This window comes from Amycolatopsis minnesotensis, assembly GCF_039529815.1.
Taxonomy (GTDB): domain Bacteria; phylum Actinomycetota; class Actinomycetes; order Mycobacteriales; family Pseudonocardiaceae; genus Amycolatopsis; species Amycolatopsis minnesotensis.
In genome coordinates this window covers 20,791-42,348 of sequence record NZ_BAAANN010000040.1, presented here as the reverse complement: position 1 = coordinate 42,348, position 21,558 = coordinate 20,791, and the positions used below count along the sequence as shown (strand labels likewise).

Below are 21,558 nucleotides of genomic sequence, written 5' to 3'. Positions count from 1 at the left end.
TCAGGGGTGGAGGGCTGTGCGATGACGAGCACCGCGACGCGGACGGGCTCGCCCGGCGGGACGGAATCGCCGCCGGCCGACTCTCGATCGGGCCTCGCCGGGCTGCTCGACCTCCCCGCGGCCGCGGTCCGGGGCATCGCGCGTTCGGCCGCGAAGACGCCGGGGCGGCTGTCGGTCATCGCGGTCGGGCTGGTGCTGCTGTCGCTGCTGACCGGGCTGGTCGGGACCATCGTGATCGGTGACCGCAAGGACACCATCAACGACCTGATCGACCACCGCGAACCCCTCGCCGCCGCGTCGCAGCAGGTGTACCGGTCGCTGTCGGACGCGGACGCGACGGCGGCGAGCGCGTTCCTCTCCATCGGCACCGAGCCGCCGGAGCTGCGGCAGCGCTACGACACCGACATCGCGCAGGCCGGTGCCGCGCTCGCGAAGGCGGCGTCGGACTCGGCCGGGGTCGACGACGCGGCCGCGCAGGTGGCTGTCCTGAGCCAGCAGCTTCCCGTCTACACCGGCGTCGTCGAGACGGCGCGCGCGAACAACCGGCTCGGCTACCCCGCCGGTGGCGCCTATCTGCGCGAGGCGTCGGAGCTGATGCGCTCGAAGATCCTGCCCGCCGCGCAAGATCTTTACCGCATCGACACCGAGCGGCTCGCCGAGGAGCAGGACGACGCGACCGCGGTGCCGTGGTTCACCACGCTGCTGGTGCTCGCGCTCGTCGCGGCGCTCGTGGTCACGCAGGTCTACCTCACGCGCCGCACCAACCGCGTGCTGAACATCGGGCTCGTCGTCGCGACCGGCGCGGTGGTGCTGGCGCTGCTGTGGGGCGCGGTCGCCGTCGTCGTGCAGGGCGTGCTCGTCGGCAACGGCGCCGACGACGGCTCGAAGCAGGTCGACCAGCTCGTGCGGGCCAGGATCGCGGCGCTGCAGGCGCGGACCGACGAGACGCTGACGCTCGTCGCACGCGGCGAAGGCGGCGCGTACGAGAAGGACTTCATGGTCCTCGCGAGCGCGCTCGCGAAGACCGACGGCACCGGCGGCCTGCTCGGCGAAGCCAAGGACATGACGGCGGGGCAGGATTCCGCGGCGCACGTGGAGGCCGCGATCAAGGACGCGAAGGCGTGGTTCGCCGCGCACGGCGAGGTCCGCAAGCGCGACGACACGGGTGACTACAACGGCGCGGTGACGCTGGCGATCGACCCGAAGGCCGAGGGCAGCGCGGCGGCCGCGTTCACCCGCCTCGACGGCAACCTGGTGGCGGCGATCGACGTCGGCAGGCAGGCTTTCCTGGACGCCACCCGTGGCGCCGACCGCGCGCTCACCCTGCTGGCACCGGGATTCGCCGTGCTGGCCGTGGTCGCGGCGGCCGGGGTCACGATGGGCATCCGCGAGCGGCTGAGGGAGTACCGCTGATGAGGACGCTGACGACCCGGGGCACCAGGGTCACCTTCGCCGCGCTGGCCACCGGTATCGCGCTGGTCGCGGCGGGCTGCGGGAGCGCGGGCAAGCCGATCGAACCGGCTCCCGTCGGCGCGGCGGGCAGGCCGCTGCCCGCGAACGCCGAGGTGCCCGCGAAGTCCGCGGGTGGCGGCGGAGCGGCCGACGCGAGCTGCGACACGCGCAGCACCGCGCCCACCGGCACCTCGGTCACCGCCGGCTCCACCATGGCGAAGATCAAGTCGCGCGGCCAGCTCATCGCGGGCGTGGACCAGACCACGTACCTCTTCGGCTTCCGCAACCCGACGACCGGTGAGCTCGAAGGCTTCGACATCGACATGGTCAAGCAGATCGCGAAGGCCATCTTCGGCACCGACCAGGGCACCATCCGCTACCGCGCGATCCCGTCCTCGCAACGGATCCCGGTTCTCAAGAACCACGAGGTCGACGTCGTGGTGCGGACCATGAGCATCACCTGCGACAGGTTGAAGGACATCAACTTCTCGTCGAAGTACTACGTCGCGGGGCAGCGGGTGCTGGTGAACAAGAACTCGCCCGCGAAGAAGCTCGGCGACCTCGGCGGGAAGAAGGTGTGCGCGACGAAGTCGTCGACCTCGCTGCCGCGGATCGCCGCCGAAGCGGCGAAACCGGTGCCGGTCGCGGTGGACAACTGGTCGGACTGCCTGGTGATGCTGCAACAGGGCCAGGTCGACGCGGTGTCGACCGATGACGTGATCCTCGCCGGGATGGCCGCGCAGGACCCGACGCTGCAGGTCGTCGGCGACCGGTTCAGCACCGAGAACTACGGCATTGGCATCCCGAAGGACCAGACCGACATGGTCGGGTTCGTGAACTCGGTGCTCGACACCGTGCGCGCGGGGCCGTGGCGCGACAGCTACAACTCCTGGCTCACCGGCAAGCTGCCACCGGCCGATCCGCCGCAGGGCGAGTACAAGTAACCGCCACCGGCCAGGCGCGGGCTGGTGCTGCCGGGAGGGCTTGGTCCCTGAAGGACGCCTTCAGGGAATCCGACGCCACAATCCCGCCCCTCACCACATACGACACAGCCACGCCCACGCCCTGAAGGCGCCCTTCGCGGCGTCAGATTCCCTCAAGGGCCCCTTCAGGGCACGCAACACCGCGGCCGCCACCGCACGCGACATGACGCCACTGGTGCCCCGAAGGTCAAACTTCGCGGCGTCAGGAGTCTCCGAAGGTCACCTTCGCGGCATCGATGCGCGCGTCCATTCCGGTGCGATGGGTGGCAGAAACGCGAAGCCGCCCGGGGCGCCGCCGGGACTTGGTCCCTGAAGGACGCCTTCGGGGAATCCGACGCCACAATCCCGCCCCTCACCACATACGACACAGCCATGCCCATGCCCATGCCCATGCCCTGAAAGTGCCCCACGGCACCACATTCCCCCAAGAGCACCTTCACGACACGCGACACCGCACTCCTGACGCCACAGCCAGAGCATGGCGCTGCCGATGCCCCGACCTCGGGGCGCGGAGTTCACCGGATCGCGCAAGAGGCGTAACACCGCGGCGCTCTTTCACGAGAAACCACCATCCGGCAGAGTTTCCGGATGGGGAGAGCTGAGGGCAGGCACCGTGAACAGATCTCACGTCCGCGCCACCGCCGGGGCGGTGGCCGTGCTGGCCGTCACGGGCGCGTGCACGGCGCAGGCACCGGCACCGCCGCAGGCCGAGGTGACGGTGACCGTGGCAGGGCCGCCGAGCACCCGCAACGTGGCGCGCGCATCGGCGGCGCCGGTGTCGAAACCACAGCTCATCGAGGTACCGGACGTCGCGGGGATGAACCACCAGCAGGCGCAGGACACCATCCAGGCGGCGGGCCTGCACAACCTCCGCGAGGTGGACGGGAAGGGCCTCGGCAGGCCGCTGCTCGTCGATCGCGACTGGGTGCAGGCTGGCCAGGATCCCCCGGCGGGCGCGAAGGTCGCCGCGGACACCACGATCACGCTGACCGCGACGATGTACAGCGACCACTGACCAGCACCACCCGCGAGCGCGCCGACCCGCGCCGCCCGCGTGGCCTCTAGGATCGCAGGGGTCACCCGCGGCGAGCTGGAGGAGGTAGCCGTGTCGGAGGAGTCGCGCCGTGCCCGTCACCGGGCACCCGACGAGGACCCGGACGAGGCGACCGGCGAGTTCGCGCCGATCGACCGTGCCACCGGCGACCTTTCCGATGGCCCCGGCACCGGGTGGACGCGGTCGCCCGACGTGCTCACCGGGTCCCAGCCCGCGCCGCGCCAGGACCCGCCGACGGTCATCCGGCCCGCGGTGCTGCCGCCAGCGCCCCCGCAGCCGCCCGCGGCGCAGCAACAGCAACCGCCGCCCGCCGCCACGCAGCACCAGCCACCGCCCGCCACGACCGGGAACCAGCCGCACCCGCCAACCGGGAACCGGCCGTACCCCCAGCCCGGCAACCAGCCCCACCCGCGCACCGCCACCGGGAACCAGCCCTACCCGCCGCGCCAGGTGCCCCAGTCGCCCCAGTCGCCCCAGCCGCCGCAGGGATTCCGGCAGCAGCCGTGGCAGCCCCCGCAGCCCACCAGCGTGCTGTCCGCGCCCACCCCGGAGACGCAGAGCATCCAGCCGCCCACCCCGCTGGTCAACGCGGGCCAGGACGTGCCGCTGCCCGACCCCGGCACGGAAAGCGTGCTGCCGGAGCGATCGAGCGACGGCAGGCATACCGGGACCGGCCGCGGCAGCACCGGTACCGGCCACGGCACGGGGTCCGGCACCGGCTCCGGCGCGTTCCCCGGCACCGGCCGCCGGACGTCGTCGCGCACCTCGCGGCGCGGCAGGCTCGGCGCCGGGCTCGTCGACGTCCCGCAGGTGCCCTACCGCGATCCCGCCTCGGCGGTGCTCGAAAACCCGGTGGTGTCCGAGGAAAAGCGCTTCTGCGGCAAGTGCAGCGCCAAGGTCGGTCGCGGCACCGGCACCGAACCCGGCTCGCCCGAAGGCGTCTGCGAAAACTGCGGCACCGCGTTCTCGTACGTGCCGAAGCTGCATCCCGGCGAGCTGGTCGGCGGCCAGTACGAGGTGCTCGGCGCGCTCGCGTACGGCGGCCTCGGCTGGATCTACCTCGCGCAGGACCACAACGTCAGCGACCGCTGGGTCGTCCTCAAAGGACTGATCGACTCCGGTGACGAGACCGCGCTGACCGCCGCGGCGAACGAGGTGCGCTTCCTCGCCGAGGTCGAGCACCCGAACATCGTCAAGATCCACAACTTCGTGCAGCACGCGGACGAGAAGACCGGCAACTCGGTCGGCTACATCGTGATGGAGTACGTCGGCGGCCAGTCGCTGCGCCAGCTCGCGCTCGCCCACCACCGGGCGACCGGGCGCGCGGAGCCGCTGCCGATCGGCCAGGTGATCGCCTACGGGCTGGAGATCCTGCCCGCGCTCGGCTACCTGCACAGCCAGCACCTGCTGTACTGCGATCTCAAGCCGGACAACGTGATCCAGACGCACGAGCAGCTCAAGCTGATCGACCTCGGCGCCGTGCGCCGCATGGACGACTACGAGAGCCCGCTGTTCTTCACCACCGGCTACAGCGCGCCCGAGCTCGCGAAGCGCGGCGCGTCGGTGGCGTCGGACCTCTACACCGTCGGGCGCACGCTCGCCGTGCTGAGCTTCGAGTTCTCCGGCTACACCAGCAAGTACAAGACCACCCTGCCCGGGCCCGAGGACGTGCCGCTGTTCGCGCTCTTCGGCTCCTACTACCGCTTCCTCAAGCGCGCGACGCACACCGACCCGGACCGCAGGTTCATCTCCGCCGAGGACATGGGCGACCAGCTCACCGGGGTGCTGCGCGAGATCATGGCGCTGGGCACCGGGAAACCGAGGCCAGGATCGTCCACTGTGTACGGTCCGGAGACGAACACCTTCGGCGTGGACATGGTGGTGCCGGAGCAGGGCCAGAACGTGCCGCTCCCGGACACCGGCGAGGTCGTCGCCGGGCTGCCGATCCCGCAGGCCGACACCGGCGACGCCGCCGCGGGCGTGCTCGCCACGGTCGTCTCCGCCGATCCGCGCACCGCGATCGAAGCGCTCGCGGGCGCGCCGAGGGAGTCGATCGAGGTCCGGCTGCGGATCGTGCGCGCGCGGATCGAACTCGGCGAGCTGACCGAGGCGAACCGGCAGTTGCAGGCGGCGCAGTACCTCGCCATCAAGGCCGGTTTCCCGCACGACTGGCGGATCGACTGGTACCGCGGGCTGATCGAGCTGACCGGCGGGCGCCCGCGCGTCGCGCACGTCGCCTTCGAGACCGTCTACGACGACCTCCCCGGCGAGATCGCGCCGAAGCTCGCGCTCGCGGTGAGCGCCGAGGGCATCGGCGACTACTTCGGCGCGGCGCGGTTCTACGAACTGGTCTGGCGCACCGATCATTCGTACGTGAGCGCCGCGTTCGGTCTCGCGCGCGTCTACCTCGCGCAGGGCGCGCGGGCGGGCGCGATCGAGGTGCTGGAGTCGGTGCCGAAGTCGTCGACGCACTACACCGCCGCGCAGGTGGCCGCGATCAAGATCAAGACGCGCACCGGCCATGACGCGAACGCGGTGTCCGAAGCGGATCTCGTGGACGCCTCCGGCAGGCTCGAACGGCTCACCCTCGACGCGGAGCGGCGCACCCGCCTGTCCGCCGAGGTGCTCGAAGCCGCGCACGCCTGGGTCGGGAAAGCTGGCTCGGGGCCGCGCCAGGGCAGGGTGCTCGGCTGCGCACTGTCCGAACGCGACCTCCGCTTCGGGCTGGAGCGCTGCTACCGCATGCTCGCCAGGCTCGCGGGCAGCGTGGAGCAACGCGTCGAACTCGTCGACAAGGCGAACGCGATCCGCCCGCGCACCCTCACCTGACCCGGCCCGCGCGCCGTGTTTCGGGCGCACGGTGCCGTCATGGTGGCCATCAGGGGCGAAAGCCCCGGCGCGTCAGGGGTTCACGCGGTTCGAGTCGCGCATCTTCTTCCACGCGTTGGGATCGCCGTGCGTGGTGAAGTGGTCGAACTCGACCGTGACGAACAGTGCTCGCGCCCGTACCGCGACCGGCCCGTCCTCGGCGTCGAGCCTGCCCTCCGCGCTGACGTAGATCTTGCGGCCGTCCATGCCGTCGAGCGTCGCGGTGATGAACAGCGTCGACCCGACCGGCACCGGTCGCCGGAAGTCCGTTTCGAGCCGTCCGGTCACCGCGGGAAGGCGCAGGAGGTTCCCCGCCACCGAGCCGAGCGCCTCGTCGAACGCGCAGGCCAGCAGCCCGCCGTGGGCGAGCCCCGGCGCGCCCTGGTGCGCCTCGGTGACGGTGAACTGCGACTTGACCGTCAGGCCGTCGCCGACCGTCGACTCCATGTGCAGGCCGCCGTCCTGCTCGTCACCGCAGCCGAAGCACTCCGAGAAGTGCACGCCGAGCTTCGTCCCTGGTCCCGGCGCGTCCGGGTGCGCGGCCACCGGTTCGGTGCCCTCCGGCGGCCACGCCTCGCCTGAGTTCTTCATCCCGCAACGGTAACCGGCGCTCAGCCGGTGGCAGGGACCGCCTTGGCCCGCTTGCGCTGCGCGATCCGCGAGTTCACGATGCCGCGCAGCGAAACACCCGCGGTTTCGGGCAGGAGCAGGATCGGCACCGCGGCCACCGCGGCGGCGCCCATCAGGTAGTAGGCCGGCCACAGCGTGTTGCCCGTGCCGTCGACGAGGCTGCTCACGACGTACGGCGCGGTCCCGCCGAACGCGGCGGTGGAAACGCTGTAGCCGATGGAAAAACCGCCGTACCGTTCCTGCGTCGGGAACATCGCGGGCAGCGTCGAGGCCACCACGGACAGGATCAGCACGAGCGGCACGGCGATCATCACGACACCGAGCGTCAGCTGGAGCGCGTTCTTGTCGTCACCGGCGGCGCGCATGATGCTGAACGCGGGGATCGGCAGCGCAAGGAACGACAGCACGCAGGTGATCAGGATCGGCTTGCGGCCGATCCGGTCGGACAGGCTGCCCACCGGCACGATCAGCAGCAGCACGCCGACCATGGTGGCGAGCATGATCAGCAGCGGGGTGTTCCCGCCGAACCCGACCACGTCCTTCAGGTAGGTCTCCAGATACGTGATCACCATGTAGTCGGCGATGTTGAGCAGCACCACGATCCCGATCAGGTGCAGGATCGACGACCAGTGCTTGGTCAGCAGCGTCTTGAGCGGCGCCTTCTCGACCTTCTGCTTCTTCGTCAGCTCGACGAACAGCGGGGTGTCTTCGAGCTTGGTCCGCAGGTACAGCCCGACCAGGCCGAGCGGCCCCGCGATCAGGAACGGCAGGCGCCAGCCCCAGTCGAGCATGGCCGCCTCTCCGAAAAGGACGGTGAAGAGCGTGACGAAGCCCGCGCCCATCGCGAATCCGAGCACGGTGCCGAATTCGAGCCAGCTCCCCCAGAACCCGCGCTTGCGGTCCGGCGCGTACTCGGCGATGAACGTCGCCGCGCCGCCGTACTCGCCACCGGCGGAAAAGCCCTGGATGGCGCGCAGCAGCACCAGGATCACCGCGGCGGCGGGCCCGATGGTGGCGTAGGAGGGCATCAGTCCGATGAGGAACGTGGTGCCGGACATCAGCATGATCGTCAGCGCCAGCACCTTCTGGCGGCCGATGCGGTCGCCGAGCGGGCCGAACACGAAGCTGCCGAACGGCCGCACCACGAAGGTGATGGCGAGCACCGCGAACGTCGCCAGCGCCCCTTCGGACGTGCTGGCCGCGTTGAAGAACACCTGCCCGAGGATCGCGGGCATGAAGCCGAAGACCCCGAAGTCGTACCACTCGATGCAGTTGCCCATCGCGGATCCCGCGACGGCCTTCCTGATCTGCTCGGGTGGCGCCTCCTTGGGCGCTTCCGTCTCCCCGAGCACCGCTTCTTCGGCCATCGCCGCCCTCCCAGTCCGTGCGCACACGCCCTTCGCAGTGCCTCGACCGTAGGGGAACTGTCTGTTTTGTCCAGTCCGCTGACCGCTTCCGGCCAGCCCGACTCACTCGAATGGGCTACGTTACCGCTGGTCGGAGCGGGAGTCGGAAATTCTCAACTTTTTGCGCTGGCGGCGGGTCGCGGCCGAGCTAGTTCGAGGCGCGGGCGAGGAAAGTGGCCCAGGCGGCCGAGGAGACCTGGAGCGTGCCGCTCACCGGGGCCTTGGAGTCACGGACGCCGACGACCTCGCCCGTGATGCGGATTTCAACACAGTTGTCGTTGGCGGGGCTACTGTGGCTGGTCTTGAACCAGCCGGTATCGCGGGTCATGTTGCTCGTCCCTTCACCAGATCCGCAACGAGCCTACGGGACTCGTCCGGACTCAGGGCCAATCCTTCGAGCTTGCCGAACACCCGCATCAGCGGGCCAGTGTCCTCCGGCTCGTCGAAGTAGGTGGAGGGTCCGTAGACGACCGGCAGGAAGCCGACCGGGCGCAACAACTCGCCGAAGTGCAACAGGATCAGACCGCCCGAGCGGGCCGGGTTTTGCGGTTCGGTAGCGGACAGCACTTGCACGGTGACATTGGGGTGTTCATCGATGACCCGCAGGATGTGTTCGAGCTGACGGGTCATGATCCCCGTGCCGCCGATGGGCGTGCGCAGTGCGTCGTCGGTGATGATGAACCGAATCGCCTTGGGCTGCTCCGCTTCCATGACCAGCTTCTGGCGTTCCAGCCGGAAGGTGATCCGGTTGCGGCGCTCTTCCCAGGACGACTGCCACCAGACACCGTCGGCCATCATCATCTGGGCTTCGATGTACTCCGGGATTTGAAGCAGCGCCGGGATTTCACCCACTTCGTAGCGCCAGATCTCGGACGCCATCGACTCCAGATCGGTGAACCGTTCGTAGGCGCCGGGCAACAGGTCCGTGTAGGGGCGCCTGCTCGCACGTTTGCGCGCCTCGACGCCAAGGGCGAGGAGTTCCCGCTTCTGCTTCGGTGTCGCACCAAAGAAGTCGAGCAGTTGCTCCAGCTCGTCGGCGGTGATCGTGCCTTTGCCGTCGATCACCCGGATCAGCTGGATCCGGTTCCGGCCCGTGGCAGCGGCGGCCTCGTCCAGCGTCTTGCCGGACTCGGCGCGCAGCCGCCGCAACGCCTCACCGAGGAACAGACGCGGAACGGTCGGCACTCCAGCCATCAGATCCTCCCGGAGGTTCACCCGTTTGCACTCATGGAAAGCATTACAGAACTCTTAGCATTGGGTACTGTACACAACACTGTCGGTGTTCAGCCGCACGGCCAGCGTAGTGATCGGCCACCCCGGCGCGGGCACCGCGACACGGCGAAACCACGGAGGAAGTCATGGGCCACACGATGGGGATGTCCGCGTGGGCACGGATCGAGGACAGCACCGAGATCACGTTCCTGACCTGCCACGACGGCTGCACCGAATTCACCTTCGACCGGGAGGCCGCGGGACTGGTCCTCGACACCAGCGAACGCGGCCTGCACAAACTGGCGGAGGTGGTGAACGCGGCCGTCGCCGACCGCCGCGCGAAAGCCGAGGCGGAATCAGCGGAGAAGAACCGCTGACCACCGCAGCACTACCACCCGGGACCAGGTCGCGAATACCGATGCAGCAGCGCGGGCGAGGGCCGCAAGAGCCGATTGGCGACAAAGAAGTTCACGCCTGTCAACGCAGCGATGAGAACAGGAGACAGCATGTACAAGACTATGGGTAACGTGAAGTGCAACTGCGGTTGAGGAGGATGATTTCCCGAATCCAATACCGCAACCGGATAGAGAATGATAAAACTCGAGAAAGCGCCTAGCGATCCTGCGAAGGCAGTGGAAAGTGCTGAGCGGCAGTTGTAAGCAGTTTTACACTTCAGCCACCCAGTTGAAACGCAGGATCGCGAAAAGAGGACAACTGCACCCGAAACGAGGAGGCAAAACGCGGCGAAGCCGCCCAGACTGGCCGTGACGGCCGTAGAGCCAGCATAAGAGGTCGGCAATTGGCAGCCGACGATCGGGATGATTACCGCGAGGACCACCCCCAAGACCATGGTTACCACCCCCAAGCGGGGCAATATGCCGCGTATCCTGGCGACAATCTCCAGCGGAATCCAACGGTACTCAGGAGCGGACGTATACGGCGGTTGCGTCATTACCTGACTTCCCAGGCCGACTTCTCGGACATGCCGCCGGTGTCCGTGCTGGCCCACCGGCCGCCAAGCTCCTTGATCTTGTCCACGATCGCGTTCTGCTGGGCGGAGACAGTGTTCACGAGGGATTCCACCCCGCCGACGGCAGTGAAGATCGCGTTAATGGCGGCACCGATGGCCCCGACCAGCACAACAAGGGCGGCAGGTATCCCTACGACGGAGGCGGCGCCGAGAATCGCGGCCAGCACGGCGATGGCCAGCGCAGAGAGTGTCGCCCTTACCATGAGCCAAAAAGCTTCTATGCCATTTGCCAGATCGTTCATGGAATTGCGCATCTGAATACCAAGGTCTTTTATTGCATTCAGGCCGTCAACCTGGGTCGGCACGCTGGACTTGTACGTTTCCGCCGCACGGCCCTCCCATTCGACCTGCGTGGCGAGCGCTCGCATAGTGGCGGTGTTCGCCGCCGCGACCACGTTCGCGTGCAGGCCGCGAGGGTCGACCGCCTGCTTCCAGCCGCCCCACCTGTGTCCATCCATCTGCGCAGCCCCCTCGGCCTTGCCGGTTCGACCAGTTGGCTTGGCCGCCCAGCCGAAATCGACGCAGACACGGCACGCTTCCCTCCCCGGCGACGGCCTCAGTCTTCATGATGGAGCGTAGTCGGCCGGTGTCTTTAAGTAAATGCGTCGCAGACGATGCTCCCTTGACCTCTCACCGGCGGAGAAGCATGCCGAGGGGGTCGCGCTTCATCGATCAACGCCAGGGTCGGAAAATTTCAACTTTTTGGTCTCGGTCAGCACCTGCCGCGCGGAGGGATGTCACACTGCGGCACCTGGTTACCTGATCATGCCCCTGCTGGCGCATCGCGCGCCGTCAGGTATCGACAACGCGTAACCAAGTCGAGGTGGTTTTGTCGCGCCGGCACGGGCAAGATGGTGCGGCCGGACGAGGAGGAGGCGGGCGTGGAGAAGGTGCCGACGAAGGCGAAGGCAACGGCAACGGCGATGGCGACGGCGACGGCCGACGACGAATACGACACCGTCCTGCCCGGCCTTGCCGAGGCAGTGACCCTGCTGAGCGAGGTCACCCAGCGGATGACCCCGGTGTCACCGGTGCTCGACGCCGTGCTGCGCGGCGACGTCGCGATGGACGCCACCACGCTGGAGATCGTGCGGCAGGCGAAGCGCTCGATCGCGGCCACGCCGGACGCCAAGGCGACGAGCACCGAGGAGCGGCTGCGCGCGGCGCGGCACCACTACCGGGCCGTCGACGACACCGAACTCCAGCCCCCAGGCTCCCGGCGGGCCGACTGACGCCACGACCGCGGAGCCATGGCCGCATTTCCTCCACAGTGGACTGTCCCTTGTGGAGGAAATGACTAGCGCCCCGGCGTGCGCGGGCGCGTCTCCGGTGGTGCCACCATCGACGGTGTCGAGGCCGCTGGTGGAGCGGGCGGGTGCTCAGCGGTCGACGTCCGCACCGGTCCGCGCTTTCCCTGCTGTGACGGCGAGCTTTCCGGCCTTGCCGTTCGCGACGGGTCCACCGGCGCGGGCGGCGCCGGCTTGGGCTCGCTCGACGGGGGAGGCGCCGTGACGGACGACGTGACCACGTTCGGCCCCGCGGGCTGCACCGGCGGGGCGGGGGTGCGCGACGGTGCCAGCAGCGCGACCGCCGCGATCGCGCCCGCGGTGGCCACCGACGTCGCGGCGACCGCGAATCCCTTGCGCCGCCGCCGGATCCGGCCACCACGGCCGATGATCTCCTCGGCGGAGAACCCCATCGGCGGGCCGTCGGCCGCCCCGGCGGTGCCGAGCAGTTCCTTCAGGTCCTCGTCGGGCATCAGGTCACCTCCCTTCCGGTCCCGGACAGCACGCCGCCGAAATACGGCCCCAAACGCTTGCGCAGGGTGTCGAGCCCCCGCGCGCTCTGGCTCTTCACCGTCCCGGTGGAGCAGCCGAGCGCCGCGGCGGTCTCTTCGACACTCAGATCGTTCCAGTACCGGAGCACCAGCACGGCCCGCTGTTTCGGCGGGACCGAGCCGAGCGCGTGCAGCACCAGCATCCGTTGCTCGGTACCGGTATCGCCGTCGCCGGGCAGTTCCGGCGGCACGTCCGTGAGCCGCTCACGACGGCGCCACGGCCGCCGGTGCTCGGCGAGGAACGTGCGCAGCACGACCTTGCGCGCGTAGGCGTCGAGCATGTCGCGCCGCGACAGCCGCGGCCACGCGAGGTACAGCTTGAGCAGGGATTGCTGGGTGATGTCCTCCGCGTGGTGCCAGTCGCCGCACAGCAGGTAGGCGGTGGCGCGAAGGGTGTGCGCGCGCTCGCCGAAGTACCGGGCGAACTCACCGTCCCACGGCGAGCCCCGCCCGGTACCCGGGAGGTGCTGGTCGGTCACCAGGTCAGTTGCCACCGAAGATGGCAGGGAGGTGCAGGTCGCCGGTCGGACCGGCGGGCACCTTGCCCGGCACCGCGGCAGGGCGCCGCTGGGCCGGGGCGGTGGTGGGCCTCTTGTCCGCCGGCGCCGGGCGCGTGACGGTCGGCTTGGCCTCCGGCGGCGCGGGCGCGGGCTGCGCCGGCGCGCCCGGCGCCGAGGTGGGCACCGGTGCCTGCGGCGTCGAAGGCTGCGGGGTCGCGCTCGCCACGGCCGTCCCGGCCGCGATACCGCCCGCCAGCAGCAGTGCGCCGGCCCACAAGGTGATTCGAGTGCGCAAGGAGTCTCCTAGGTCCGTGGCACCGCCGTCGTTCGGCGGCGCCTCTGCCGTTAGACATGCGCGCGGGGCCGAGGTGGGTTGCATCGATCTTCACGGGTTTCCGCCCGCCTCTCCGGACAGACGGACGGCCAGGAAGCCGTCAGTGGCTTCCTGGCCGTCCGGTGTGCTCATGCTCAGCTGTTGAGCGCCGACTTCTTGGACCAGTCCTCCCAGGAGTAGGTCCAGTCCGAGTAGTCGCCGTCCTTCGCCGAGAGCTGCTGGGTGCTGCCCTCGATCTCCACCGGGTCGCCGGGGAGCACGCCGTCGAAGTACTCCTTGGCGTTCTTCGGCGACAGGTTCAGGCAGCCGTGCGAGATGTTCTTCTTGCCCTGCGCCCAGATCGACGCGGCGAGGCCGTGGATGAACTCGCCGTTGTTGGAGATCCGGACCGCCCACGGCACGTTGACGTCGGTGTAGTTGTAGCGCGGGTTGCTCATCGAGTACGTCGGGTGCTTGGACATCACGACGTGGGTCCCGCTGTGCGTCACGCGGCCGGGATCGGAGTCGAGCCCGTAGCTCACCGGGTAGTCGGCGATCTGCTGGCCGTCCCTGACCACCTGCATGCGGTGGGACTGGGTGTTGCCCTTGACGATCTGCGAGCGGCCGATCTTGAACCCGGCCGCGACGTCCTGCTTGCCGTACACGCCCTCGCCGATCTTCACGCCGTAGAGCTTGGCGTTGACCTTCACCTGGGTGCCCGGCTTGAAGTACTCCTTCGGCCGCCAGTGCACGGAGGTGTCCCCTTCGACCCACGCCCACGAGCCCTCGGCCTTCGGCGTGGTCTCCACCGAAAGCGCCTTCTCGACCGCGGCCTTGTCGGTGACCTTGCTCCCGAAGGTGAGCGCGATCGGCATCGCGATGCCGTACTCCTGCCCGTCGCCGACGTTGAGCGAGCCCTGCATCTGGCGCTTCGGCACCACCGTGGTGAACGCGCCGGAAAGCTGCGCGGGCTTGCCGTCGGTGCCGACCGCGGTGCCCGCCCAGGTGTAGGTCTTGCCGTAGCCGAGCGGCTCGGTGGTGGCCCAGCTCTTCTTGTCCGGCGAAGGCTCGCCGCCGACCTGCTTGCCGTCCTGGTTGGTCAGCGTGACCGACTGGATGGTGCCGTCCGCGACGGTGACCTTCACCGGATCACCCGGCGCGACGCTCTGCGCGCCGCCGGCAGGCAGTGCGGTGATCTTCGCAGCCGCGGCGGGTGTCTCCTGCCCGCCCGCGTGCTGATCCTGGTTCGCGGCCGGCGCTGCCTCCGGCGCGCTCGAACCGCTGGAGCAGGCGCTCATGCCGATCGCGATGCTCAGTCCCAGACCGAGGAATGCGGTGGCCGCCCGCCGACGGCGCCTGCTGTCGTTCATTGTCACCCGTATGCCCCTTTACTCCCCTTGTCCCCACAGAATGACGCCCGGCCAGGCCCGGAAGTTGACCGGATGAAACGTGACAAAGATCACGATCATCGGGGTTGAGGTCGCTCGTCGTGCTTCCACCGCCTAGGCGTCGCGGTGCGGTCAAGAGCGTAACGGGTGGGTCCGACAGGACCTCGGCGCGGCATGCAACGTTTCGGTGACCGGCGTCCGGCCATCAGGGGGAACGGGGGTTTCTGTGGGGTTCAGATTTCGCCAGATCCCGGTAAGCTTCGTGCCAGGCCGTCGTTTTGCGTGTTCGTGGCTTCACACTCGCGGAACTTCTGACGCGAGCCAGGGAGCCGACCCGCTCTTTGCTCGACTCGTTGGAACCGCCCGGGACGGCCCGGCGTTCGCCACGGCGGTCGCCGATGCGGATCTGTAACGAGGAGTAAAGCGGTGGCGCAAGGCACTGTGAAGTGGTTCAACGCCGAGAAGGGCTTCGGCTTCATCGCCCAGGACGGCGGCGAGGGCGACGTGTTCGTGCACTACTCGGAGATCGATGGGCGCGGATTCCGCACCCTCGAAGAGAACCAGCGCGTGGAGTTCGAGGTCGGTCAGGGCCAGAAGGGGCCGCAGGCCCAGAAGGTCCGTGTCATCTGAGGTCCCACGCGGACGAAATCAAGCTCGTGTCTCGGGCCCGGCGCCAAGCGCCGGGCCCGTTTCATGTCGCGGGAAGGTCGCCGGCCACCGTCAGAGCCGGCCGGCGACCGGCTGCTCCGGCCACGCGTGGTCGAAGTGGAACTTGTCGGTGAAGTCGTCGTCCATGACGGGGGCCGCGGGCCGGGCGGGCGGGGCCTGACGACGCTGCTGCGACGCGGCCTGGCCCTCCCAGGACAGGCGCTCGAGGATCCACTCCTGCGCGAGCGCCTGCGGTGAGGTGCCGCGCTCGTGGGCGATGTCCTTGAGCTGCTCGCTGGCGATGAGGTTCATCCGAAGCTGGTAGACCTGCGCCTCGCCGAAGCGCTTGCCGGTGCCGGTGCTCTCCGGGTCGGAGTCGGGCGCGAGCGCGGCGAGGTAGCTGGTGAGTTCATGGTCTTCGACAGCGGTCTCCGCTTCCTTCGCGGCGGAGTTCCGGTGCTTGCCCGGATTCACGGCCTTGAGGTTCGTGCGGGTGCTGAAACGTCCAAGTGAGGGAAGAGGCACCCCGTCACGATAACGGTTCGGTCTCGAGCACCAAGCGTCTGTGGCGTGAGACACACGGCGTGTCGTCAAAACTCGCGAAACGCTAGGCCGTACGGCTGATTATCGCCTACCCGGCCCACATGCCACCTCACGCAGAGCAATTAACCGGCGTTCCCGGAATTGCGAGTGCGGACATGGAGAGGCCCCCGCGCCAGGGGGAGGAACGCGGGGGCCGGAGGGGATCTCCACAGGCGCTGACCGGGGGTGTGTCAGCACGATGATTGTTACACGAGTTCGGCGGAACGGCGAGTGGTCGTGACAAAAATTCCGACAGAGGTGTCACGTTCTCGTTGCCATCGGTTCATCCCACCGCTACGCCGTTCGGCACCCTGCGTGTCCACAGGTTCACTCTGCGGGGGGCTGTGTGGGGCCTCTCGCGCTCAGTAGCCTCGCGGCCAAAGTTGTTGTTGAGCCGTACGGAGGAGCTATGAGCGGGTCTGTGGAAGTGCGGCAGTTCCTCCTGCGGCACGAAGGCGGCGAGATGGCCGGTGGCGGCGTCCCCGCCCAGCGGAGCGGCAATGGCGACAGCCAGCGCGTGTCGGACGATCAAGTGCGGCGGGCGCGCCTGGCCGTCGCCCGGGGCGCCACCGATGTGGAGGACTGCTCGCGGCTGCTCGACATGCTGGGCCTGACCCCCGACGACGACGGGCAGGCCCCGGTCCAGCGCTGACCAGAAACGCACGTGGGGACGGGTGCACCCCCTGGTCGCACCCGTCCCCACGCACGAAAAACATACTGAGGCCAGGGGCCCCGGGCAAACATCCATCCCGCGTGACCTTCAGTACGTCGGAAGTTCTTTCGCCGATCAACGTCGGCGGAAGTCGGCTGTAACGCCGTTTTTCTTGATCGTTCCCGCCTGGGATCCGCGCCCGCGCGTCGGCTCCACCCCCTTCGCGGGGTGTCGATCTTCCGCGGTACGAGCCACATTCCCGCGCCCTTCGCCCGCGTTCCACGGCAGTCACCCTCGCCGACACCGCTGCGGCCCCCGAGCGAGCGGGTACCCGTCCGCTCACGGTGCGCGACCACCCGTTCGGCCGCACCCGGGCGAGCCGCGCGGCCCGCCCGTTCGCGAGCTGTTCATTCGACACCCCGCGGCCCCGATGACATCATCGATGCAGCTCAAGGAGCCGTGATCGGCTTAGCCCACCCCGGTTTCCACGGGTGGTCATCGCGTGCCGTATGCTTGGCTTCGCTCCCAGGGGGACCTGAGAGCGCGGTCGGTCGGTTCGCCGAAACTGATCGGGCTCCCATCGTCCAGCGGCCTAGGACTCCGCCCTTTCAAGGCGGCAACGCGGGTTCGAATCCCGTTGGGAGTACGCAGTACAGTTAGACCAGGCACAACAGTAAGGCCCTGTGGCGCAGTTGGTTAGCGCGTCGCCCTGTCACGGCGAAGGTCGCGGGTTCGAGTCCCGTCAGGGTCGCTCGTTTTGGTGTAGTCGTGTCCGCTTGACACCGGACCATCAGCACTCGCCGAAACTCCCGGGGGGCCGAGCCCCCCGGACCCCCACGGTGCGAGCTCGTTGCGTTCCGACGTGGTCCGGTCATCGGAAACCAGCACCGGATCTCGTGGTGACCTCCGAGTGTTCCGGTGGGACGGCCAGGTAGCTCAGTTGGTACGAGCGTCCGCCTGAAAAGCGGAAGGTCGCCGGTTCGATCCCGGCCCTGGCCACAGTCACTACCTGCGAAAACAGCCCCCACCGGCTTCGGTGGGGGCTGTTTCGTGTCTCGGCCGTCTCAGTTCCCGTCTCAGTTCCCGTCTTCCGGGGCCTTCCAGAAGAACGCGTTGAGCTGCTGCGCCAGGCTCTCCAGCATGGTCGCGGTGACGTGCTGGTAGCGCTTCGCCTGGCTCGAATTCGACCAGCCCATGATCTCCATGACGATCGGCAACGGCACGCCGAGCAGCAGCAGCACCGTGGCCGCCGTGTGGCGCGCGTCGTGAAGCCGCCCCTCGCGCACCCCGGCCTCCTCCAGCAGGCCTTTCCACTCGTCCAGGTCGCGGCGCGGGTCGATCGGCCGGCCGTTGGGCTGGGTGAACATCCACCCGCCCTCTTCCCACTCGGAACCAGCGTGCTCCCGCTCCTTCGCTTGCTCCTGCTCGTGGCGCATGAGCAGGTCGAACAGCTGGTCCGGAACCACGAAGCCGCGGCGGCCAGCCTTCGACTTCACGTCCACCTCGACCAGGCCGCCGCCGTGTCGCTGCGGACACCATCGGGCATGGCTCGTGCAGTCGGCCGGGCACGGCGATGGACAGGGCTTGCGGTGGTGCCGTTTGCAGTCCTCCTTGCAGCGGTTCGTCTTGTGGTACTTCGCGCCGCACTTGTGCGGGTTGTCGCACCCGTGTTTCCACGTCTGCCGCTGCAGCTGCTTACGAACGCGCAGACGCTTCGTCTTGCGGTTCAGCCGCTCCCACTTGAGTCCGATCGTCTCCCCCTGCCGGGTGCCCAGCACCAGGCCGAGCACGAACCGGACGCCGTTGCGCCGGGCGAGCGCTGTCGCCAGCAGTTGGGCGATTTCCTCTTCGTCGTACGGCTCGACCTCTTCCTCTTCAATCCGTGGTGCGGTGGCCAGCTCGACAGCATTCCGTCGCATCACCTCGCGCTTAGCAGCTACGCCGAACGCGGTCCGGGCCGTCCTGTGCACCTGATGGGCAGTTCCGGGTTTTGCCCCGGCATCCAGCATTTTCGCGTACAGCTTCTCGAAGTGGTGCGGCTCGATCTTGTCCATCCAGTGGTTGCCGACACCGGGGACCAGGTGCCGGTACACCGCAGTCCGGTAGCCCGCCAGCGTCTTGTACCGGCATTTCAGCGGCGCGATTTCCTCGACCCAGTGCGTCAGCCAGTCCCCGACCCGCCAGCGCTTTTTCCCGGCCTTGGGCGCGGTTCCGTTGTCCCGCTGGGTTTCCAGCTCACGGACAGCGTCGATGGCCTCGGTTTCGGTCTTTTTTTCGACGTGTCGGCGGTCGGGTGAGCCGTCTTCCTTGACGCCCATGGTCACGCGGCCGTGCCATTTTCCGTCTGCGCCGAGGTAGATGGAGCTGGCGCCGTTGGGTGCGCGTGTGCCCTCGGGTCGTTTCTTACGTGGCATGGCTCCTCCTAATCTCAAGCCGATTTGGCGACGGAAAGCTGTTCGATGTACGTGATCAGGGCGGTCTTGGGCACGAGGCGACGGCGGCCGACACGAACGGTGGCGACCTGTCCAGCCTTAATCAGCGCGAACATGGTGGTTCGGCCGATGGACAGCTGCTCCGCTGCGGCTTCGACGCTCAGGAGTTCGCGCGGCTTATGCGTGATGGTGTCCACTGTGGTCTCCAGGTGTCAGGCTTCGGGCAGGTTGTCGATCCATTCGATGAACCGAGCGCGGGGGATCTCCCAACCGTTCGCGGTGCGGATCGCGGGAATGGTGCCGTCCTCGACGTATTCGCGGGTGAGATCGACGGACAGGCTGATCAGGTAGGCGGCCTGTTCGACGGTGTAGGTGGTCTTGCACGGGTCGATCGTCGGGATGGGGCCGGTGTAGGGCGCGTCCTCGTGAGGTGCGGCGGTGTCGGTCTGGTGCGGAAAGCGGATCAGCTGTGCGTCCATTGGGGGTTCCTTTCGGGATGGGCAGGCTGGGGCCCGGGTGCGAGGTGCTGGCGGGTTAGTTAGCGGGGTCGCGTGCTCGCGCAGCTGCGCGACGGCGGGGTTTCGCGGGCCCGCGCGGGCGGGCTAACTCGGCTAACCCGACTAACTTCCTGCTGGTCGCGGGCCGGTTCCGGGCGGCTAACCCGTGAGTTAGATTTCTAACTCGGTTCGGCGGGGCTAACTCGGGTGCTAACCCGCTGCCGGGCGGTGTGGTCGGCGGGGAGGGAGGCTGGCAGGAGGGGGAGAAGGGCCTGGTTTCGGCTGGCCGGCCAGCTGGCGGCCGGGAGACTCCCCGGTCCGGTTTCCCTCCCTCCCGCTGGTCAGCGGGGGGAGGCACCGCGGGGAGTCGGGCGGGGAAAACTCCCCCGGGCCCGCCTACCTCCCTGCCAGCTTCCCCTGCCGGGGACGGCCCGGCGGTGACGGGCGCGGCGGGTGCCGATCGGTGGCCGGGTGCGGTGAGGGAGGGAATGGGGCCCGTCCCCTCCGTACCCGCCGTTTCGGGGGTCTGGCGGGCCGGAGCCCGGTCGTTCCCTCGTTCCCTTCGTTCCCTTTTGGGCCTGTTCCCGCAGGTCAGGCCGAGGGAAAGGGGCAAGGGAACGGGCAAGGGCATATTCCCTTTACCTTCGGTCGTTCCCTCCCGGATTCCCTTCCGATTCCCTCCCTCGCTCACTTCCTCGGCGGCCAGTGAGTGGATGGCACGGTGCTGCCGCACGGCCCGGTTTCCCGGGCGCTGGCGGCCTGGTCGGCGCCGATCCACTGACCCACTGGGATGGGCTTCGCGCTGGTCGCGGCCAGTGGATCGGGTCAGTGGATGGCTCAGTGGGGATCCACTGCCCCGGCCCGGATCCACTGGCCGGGCCACTGGCGCGGACGCGTCGACGGCGGGTGAACAGGTGGGTGAATCGGTGGGTGAGTCGTGGGTGAACGGGTGGGTGAACGGCGCGCGGGGAGGTGGAAATGCTCCTCGGTGTTCACCTCCCCTGTTCACCCACGCTGACCTGCGGTGACGGCAGGAAAGGTGAGAAAGGTGAGCGGGTGAACGCCCCGCCTGGACGGGCCCGTAGACCCGGTTTTCGCGGTCCGGTCGGTGGGTGGGGCGCGTCGTCGACGCGGGGGCGCCTGCGGTGGTGATCCGGTCGTCAGCGGACGCGCTGGTCATGGGCGGAGCTCCTTCCTGGTCGTTGCTCGGTGGTCCGGCCGGGCGCGGGCCGGAATGAGTTCGGCGGCCGGGCGCGCGTACCCCGGATTTCGGGGGTTTCGGGCCCCTCGCGGGGGTCGACTCATCCGGCTCATTCGCTTCATTCGCCTCATTTCCGCAGGTCACGGGCTGGATGAGGCAACTCATCCCGGAATGCAAAACTCATTCGGTCCGGGCCGAACTCATCCGCCAACTCATCCCGAACTCATTCGCTGGCAGGAGGGGGAGGGGCCCCGAAGTGAGTTGGGCGGCCGGTGTCCGCGACCCCGGATTTCGGGGGTTTCGGGCCCCTCGCGGGGGTCGACTCATCCGGCTCACTCGCCTCACTCCAACTCACTTCCCGCAGGTCAGAGGCCATCCGGGGCCCAACTCACCCCGAGTGCAATAACTCACCCGGTGTCGGCCGAACTCACCCGCCAGCTCACCCCGGAACTCACTCGACCTCACCCCCGGTTTCCGGTGTCGGCGGGCCCGGCCGGCCACGGCGTGACCGGTGGCCGGGCCGCTGGCGACGGGCGCATGGTCCAGCTCGACGCGCGTCGCGTCCGGCGCCGCCGACGCGGCGGGGTGGCCGGGCGCGAACCGAGCAGGTTCGACAGGTGCGCGTCGATCACGCGCATGACGAACTCCAGCAGCCACGCGGCGCCGAGCAGCGGCAGCCGGACCAGCTGGACGGCGACGAACAACGCGAGTGCCGCGGTGAACCGCACCAGCGCGAGCGTGCCGAACTTGGACAGGACTTCGAACGCGGACATGGGGATCTACCTCCTGGAGGGGTGCGCGGTTAGCGCGGTAGCGCGGTAATGCGCTGACCTGCGGTTTTCGGGGTGGGTGGTGGTGCATTACCGCGCACGG

General features: G+C 68.8%; 22 protein-coding genes and 3 tRNA genes. 11 read left to right on the top strand and 14 right to left on the bottom strand.

Annotated features, from left to right (window positions below):
- Positions 1 to 21: 21 nt before the first annotated feature.
- From ABD256_RS35955 to ABD256_RS35940, 4 genes are all read left to right on the top strand, one after another.
- The gene (locus tag ABD256_RS35955) at positions 22 to 1,413 is read left to right on the top strand and encodes a hypothetical protein (protein WP_344429375.1); all 1,392 of its coding nucleotides are present in this window, start codon (positions 22 to 24) and stop codon (positions 1,411 to 1,413) included.
- Positions 1,413 to 2,396, top strand: coding sequence for a glutamate ABC transporter substrate-binding protein (locus tag ABD256_RS35950; RefSeq protein ID WP_344429373.1), 984 nt, complete (start codon positions 1,413 to 1,415; stop codon positions 2,394 to 2,396). The genes ABD256_RS35955 and ABD256_RS35950 overlap by 1 nt, the downstream gene beginning before the upstream one ends.
- 652 nt (positions 2,397 to 3,048) lie before the next feature.
- On the top strand, positions 3,049 to 3,450 hold the full coding sequence (locus tag ABD256_RS35945; protein ID WP_344429371.1) for a PASTA domain-containing protein: 402 nt from the start codon (positions 3,049 to 3,051) through the stop codon (positions 3,448 to 3,450).
- A 90-nt stretch (positions 3,451 to 3,540) separates the two neighbouring features.
- Positions 3,541 to 6,318: a serine/threonine-protein kinase gene (locus ABD256_RS35940; RefSeq protein ID WP_344429370.1), complete on the top strand. Its 2,778-nt coding sequence runs from the start codon at positions 3,541 to 3,543 to the stop codon at positions 6,316 to 6,318.
- A 72-nt stretch (positions 6,319 to 6,390) separates the two neighbouring features.
- Here ABD256_RS35940 and ABD256_RS35935 read toward each other — a convergent pair whose 3' ends face one another.
- From ABD256_RS35935 to ABD256_RS35920, 4 genes are all read right to left on the bottom strand, one after another.
- The gene (locus ABD256_RS35935; RefSeq protein ID WP_344429368.1) at positions 6,391 to 6,948 is read right to left on the bottom strand and encodes a PaaI family thioesterase; all 558 of its coding nucleotides are present in this window, start codon (positions 6,946 to 6,948) and stop codon (positions 6,391 to 6,393) included.
- Between the two features lie 20 nt (positions 6,949 to 6,968).
- Positions 6,969 to 8,354, bottom strand: a complete 1,386-nt coding sequence (locus ABD256_RS35930) for an MFS transporter (protein ID WP_344429366.1) — start codon at positions 8,352 to 8,354, stop codon at positions 6,969 to 6,971.
- Between the two features lie 187 nt (positions 8,355 to 8,541).
- Positions 8,542 to 8,721, bottom strand: coding sequence for a DUF397 domain-containing protein (locus ABD256_RS35925; RefSeq protein ID WP_344429364.1), 180 nt, complete (start codon positions 8,719 to 8,721; stop codon positions 8,542 to 8,544).
- Entirely contained in the window at positions 8,718 to 9,587 is an 870-nt protein-coding gene (locus ABD256_RS35920) for a helix-turn-helix domain-containing protein (protein WP_344429363.1), read from the bottom strand. The genes ABD256_RS35925 and ABD256_RS35920 overlap by 4 nt, the downstream gene beginning before the upstream one ends.
- A gap of 164 nt (positions 9,588 to 9,751) precedes the next feature.
- Between ABD256_RS35920 and ABD256_RS35915 the strand changes: the two genes are divergently transcribed.
- Positions 9,752 to 9,982 (top strand): hypothetical protein, encoded by a 231-nt coding sequence (locus ABD256_RS35915; protein WP_344429361.1) that lies wholly within the window; start codon positions 9,752 to 9,754, stop codon positions 9,980 to 9,982.
- Between the two features lie 574 nt (positions 9,983 to 10,556).
- On the opposite strand, the gene ABD256_RS35910 is transcribed toward ABD256_RS35915, so the two are convergent.
- Positions 10,557 to 11,093, bottom strand: a complete 537-nt coding sequence (locus ABD256_RS35910) for a hypothetical protein (protein ID WP_344429359.1) — start codon at positions 11,091 to 11,093, stop codon at positions 10,557 to 10,559.
- 423 nt (positions 11,094 to 11,516) lie between these two features.
- Between ABD256_RS35910 and ABD256_RS35905 the strand changes: the two genes are divergently transcribed.
- The gene (locus ABD256_RS35905; protein ID WP_344429357.1) at positions 11,517 to 11,867 is read left to right on the top strand and encodes a hypothetical protein; all 351 of its coding nucleotides are present in this window, start codon (positions 11,517 to 11,519) and stop codon (positions 11,865 to 11,867) included.
- Positions 11,868 to 11,932: 65 nt separating this feature from the next.
- On the opposite strand, the gene ABD256_RS35900 is transcribed toward ABD256_RS35905, so the two are convergent.
- The 4 genes from ABD256_RS35900 to ABD256_RS35885 all read right to left on the bottom strand — a co-directional run bounded on the left by ABD256_RS35900 (position 11,933) and on the right by ABD256_RS35885 (position 14,655).
- On the bottom strand, positions 11,933 to 12,394 hold the full coding sequence (locus ABD256_RS35900; RefSeq protein WP_344429356.1) for a hypothetical protein: 462 nt from the start codon (positions 12,392 to 12,394) through the stop codon (positions 11,933 to 11,935).
- Positions 12,394 to 12,951, bottom strand: coding sequence for a SigE family RNA polymerase sigma factor (locus ABD256_RS35895; protein ID WP_344429354.1), 558 nt, complete (start codon positions 12,949 to 12,951; stop codon positions 12,394 to 12,396). The genes ABD256_RS35900 and ABD256_RS35895 overlap by 1 nt, the downstream gene beginning before the upstream one ends.
- A gap of 4 nt (positions 12,952 to 12,955) precedes the next feature.
- Positions 12,956 to 13,267, bottom strand: a complete 312-nt coding sequence (locus tag ABD256_RS35890; RefSeq protein WP_344429352.1) for a hypothetical protein — start codon at positions 13,265 to 13,267, stop codon at positions 12,956 to 12,958.
- 173 nt (positions 13,268 to 13,440) lie between these two features.
- Entirely contained in the window at positions 13,441 to 14,655 is a 1,215-nt protein-coding gene (locus tag ABD256_RS35885; protein WP_344429453.1) for a L,D-transpeptidase, read from the bottom strand.
- Between the two features lie 444 nt (positions 14,656 to 15,099).
- On the opposite strand from ABD256_RS35885, the gene ABD256_RS35880 reads away from it, so the two are divergent.
- Entirely contained in the window at positions 15,100 to 15,303 is a 204-nt protein-coding gene (locus ABD256_RS35880) for a cold-shock protein (RefSeq protein WP_027941311.1), read from the top strand.
- A 90-nt stretch (positions 15,304 to 15,393) separates the two neighbouring features.
- Here the strand turns inward: ABD256_RS35880 and ABD256_RS35875 are convergent, their stop codons facing one another.
- Positions 15,394 to 15,846: a hypothetical protein gene (locus tag ABD256_RS35875; RefSeq protein ID WP_344429342.1), complete on the bottom strand. Its 453-nt coding sequence runs from the start codon at positions 15,844 to 15,846 to the stop codon at positions 15,394 to 15,396.
- A gap of 466 nt (positions 15,847 to 16,312) precedes the next feature.
- On the opposite strand from ABD256_RS35875, the gene ABD256_RS35870 reads away from it, so the two are divergent.
- From ABD256_RS35870 to ABD256_RS35855, 4 genes are all read left to right on the top strand, one after another.
- A complete protein-coding gene (locus ABD256_RS35870) occupies positions 16,313 to 16,555 on the top strand; it encodes a hypothetical protein (RefSeq protein WP_344429340.1) in 243 nt (80 codons plus the stop codon).
- 573 nt (positions 16,556 to 17,128) lie between these two features.
- Positions 17,129 to 17,201, top strand: a tRNA-Glu gene (locus ABD256_RS35865).
- Positions 17,202 to 17,232: 31 nt separating this feature from the next.
- Positions 17,233 to 17,306: transfer RNA gene (locus tag ABD256_RS35860), tRNA-Asp, on the top strand.
- Positions 17,307 to 17,480: 174 nt separating this feature from the next.
- Positions 17,481 to 17,554, top strand: a tRNA-Phe gene (locus tag ABD256_RS35855).
- A gap of 77 nt (positions 17,555 to 17,631) precedes the next feature.
- Here ABD256_RS35855 and ABD256_RS35850 read toward each other — a convergent pair.
- The 4 genes from ABD256_RS35850 to ABD256_RS35835 all read right to left on the bottom strand — a co-directional run bounded on the left by ABD256_RS35850 (position 17,632) and on the right by ABD256_RS35835 (position 21,458).
- A complete protein-coding gene (locus ABD256_RS35850) occupies positions 17,632 to 18,969 on the bottom strand; it encodes a tyrosine-type recombinase/integrase (protein ID WP_344429338.1) in 1,338 nt (445 codons plus the stop codon).
- A 14-nt stretch (positions 18,970 to 18,983) separates the two neighbouring features.
- A complete protein-coding gene (locus ABD256_RS35845; protein ID WP_344429336.1) occupies positions 18,984 to 19,184 on the bottom strand; it encodes an excisionase family DNA-binding protein in 201 nt (66 codons plus the stop codon).
- Positions 19,185 to 19,199: 15 nt separating this feature from the next.
- Positions 19,200 to 19,466, bottom strand: coding sequence for an excisionase family DNA-binding protein (locus ABD256_RS35840; protein ID WP_344429334.1), 267 nt, complete (start codon positions 19,464 to 19,466; stop codon positions 19,200 to 19,202).
- A gap of 1,680 nt (positions 19,467 to 21,146) precedes the next feature.
- Positions 21,147 to 21,458: a hypothetical protein gene (locus tag ABD256_RS35835; RefSeq protein WP_344429332.1), complete on the bottom strand. Its 312-nt coding sequence runs from the start codon at positions 21,456 to 21,458 to the stop codon at positions 21,147 to 21,149.
- Between the last annotated feature and the right edge of the window lie 100 nt (positions 21,459 to 21,558).